Raw genomic sequence first — 1,954 nt, 5'->3', positions numbered from 1 at the left:
CGGTCAATCATTCAACATTTCTATCGACTGACACACCGCCTTCGCGAGCAAGCCCGCTCCCACAGGGGCGAAGGTGATCCTCAGCGGATGAAGTGGATCTTGCCGCTGTCATCATTGCCCATGTAGATCCCATACACCCCGGCCTGACGCTCCTCGATGTAACGCTCGAGAATCTGCCGGATCGCCGGGTAATAGATCTGCTCCCACGGAATGTCTTCAGGGGCAAAGAACTTGTAGTCGAGGGTCTCAGGGCCGAACTGCCCGGTGATCTCCAGCGCGATTGCGCGGAAGGTGATGTACACCTCGCTGATCTTCGGCACGCTGAAAATCGAATAGGGCGAGACGATTTCCGCGCGCACGCCGCTTTCTTCCCAGACTTCACGCAGCGCCGCCTGCTCGGTGGTTTCACCGCTTTCCATGAAGCCGGCCGGCAGCGTCCAGGTGCCCGGGCGCGGTGGGATCGCCCGTTGGCACAAGAGGTATTTGCCGTCCTGCTCAATGATGCAGCCGGCGATGATTTTCGGATTGATGTAGTGGATGTAGCCGCAGCCGCGGCACATCAGGCGCTCGTGCGTATCGCCCGGCGGTACCTGCTGACCGAGGTCAGGGCCACCGCATTTCGGGCAAAAGCTCGGGCTGAACATGTCAGTGACCTATGCGCGGTTCTTTCAGCGCGATCGGCAGAGTGATGTTCGGCGTGGCGCCGGTCTCTTCCTGTTTGCGCTTGAGATAATCGAGGGCCACGGCCGCAGCGGCGCGTACGTGATCGACACAGGCCTGATGCGCCGCCAGTGGATCGCCGCTCTTGATCGCCTCAACCATTTTTTCCATCTCGTGGTTACTCGCGCCGCGCCGGTTTTCCTGGGACACCGAGGTCGCCCGCAGGTAGCTGATGCGCGCCTGCAACTGGCGCAACTGCGTGGCCGCCACATGGTTGCCCGAGCCTTCGAGCAGCACGTCGTAGAAGCCCTGTACCGAGTCGATTACCTGTTGCAGTTCGCCGTCCTTGAGCGCCTTGCGGTTCTCGTCGAGGGCTTTTTCCAGGGCCTTGATGTCCTTGGCCTTGGCACGCAGGGTGAACAGCTGGACGATCAGACCTTCGAGCACGCAGCGCAGCTCGTAGATGTCGACTGCATCGGCGAGGGTGATGATCGCCACCCGTGGGCCTTTGGCATCGGCGAACTCGACCAGGCCTTCAGACTCCAGGTGACGCAGCGCTTCGCGCACCGATGTGCGGCTGACACCGAGGCGATCGCACAGATCGCGCTCCACCAGACGATCGCCGGGCATGAGCTGGAAATTCATGATCGCGCTACGCAGTTTATCCAGCACGATTTCGCGCAGGGTAACGGGGTTGCGATTGACCTTGAAGCTGTCGTCGAGTGGCTGGCGTTTCATGGGGTCCGCTCTTTACTGTGGCTGTCCATGCCAGACGGGCATCAAAACAGCCGAGGGGTTAACTGGAGGCCTCGGCGTCGGCTTCGGCGAAGGCTTCACGGGCGAGCCGGAAACTGTCCACGGCTGCCGGGACGCCGCAATAAATACCGACCTGAAGCAGAATTTCGCGTATTTGCTCACGACTCAGGCCGTTACGCAAGGCGCCGCGCACATGCAGCTTGAGTTCATGCGGACGGTTGAGCGCCGAGATCATCGCCAGGTTGATCATGCTGCGCTCCTTGAGCGACAAACCCTCACGCCCCCAGACGTGGCCCCAGCAGTATTCGGTGACCATTTCCTGCAGCGGGCGGGTGAAGTCGTCGGCGTTGTCGATGGAGCGCTGCACATAGGCTTCGCCCAGCACCTGGGTGCGGATCTTCAGGCCTTTTTCGTACTTTTCGTTACTCATCATTCCTCCTGTCACCCTGGTTCTCCTTGTGGGAGCGGGCTTGCTCGCGAAGGCGTCGTGTCAGTCGACATCAATGTTGAATGATCCACCGCATTCGCGAGCAAGCCC

At 60.6% G+C, this 1,954-nt stretch carries 3 protein-coding genes; all 3 read right to left on the bottom strand.

The annotated features are described in order from the left end of the window. Positions 1–80: 80 nt before the first annotated feature. From QMX91_RS30950 to QMX91_RS30940, 3 genes are read right to left on the bottom strand one after another with little or no spacing between them, the layout of a single operon-like run. On the bottom strand, positions 81–644 hold the full coding sequence (locus QMX91_RS30950) for an NUDIX hydrolase (RefSeq protein ID WP_282413890.1): 564 nt from the start codon (positions 642–644) through the stop codon (positions 81–83). 1 nt (position 645) lies between these two features. Then, on the bottom strand, positions 646–1,398 hold the full coding sequence (locus QMX91_RS30945) for a GntR family transcriptional regulator (protein ID WP_007968636.1): 753 nt from the start codon (positions 1,396–1,398) through the stop codon (positions 646–648). 58 nt (positions 1,399–1,456) lie between these two features. Next, entirely contained in the window at positions 1,457–1,846 is a 390-nt protein-coding gene (locus QMX91_RS30940) for a carboxymuconolactone decarboxylase family protein (protein WP_027613073.1), read from the bottom strand. Positions 1,847–1,954: the final 108 nt, after the last annotated feature.

The organism is Pseudomonas sp. PS01299, from assembly GCF_029960145.1.
Classification (GTDB): Bacteria; Pseudomonadota; Gammaproteobacteria; order Pseudomonadales; family Pseudomonadaceae; genus Aquipseudomonas; species Aquipseudomonas putida_A.
The sequence above is the reverse complement of the archived record's forward strand: the minus strand, read 5'-3'. Positions and strand labels throughout refer to the sequence as shown.

What these genes read in the sequence shown, in the direction of transcription:
- QMX91_RS30950 (WP_282413890.1), bottom strand. Translation starts at nt 644, where the DNA reads ATGTTCAGCCCGAGCTTTTGCCCGAAATGCGGTGGCCCTGACCTCGGT.
- QMX91_RS30945 (WP_007968636.1), bottom strand. Translation starts at nt 1,398, where the DNA reads ATGAAACGCCAGCCACTCGACGACAGCTTCAAGGTCAATCGCAACCCC.
- QMX91_RS30940 (WP_027613073.1), bottom strand. Translation starts at nt 1,846, where the DNA reads ATGAGTAACGAAAAGTACGAAAAAGGCCTGAAGATCCGCACCCAGGTG.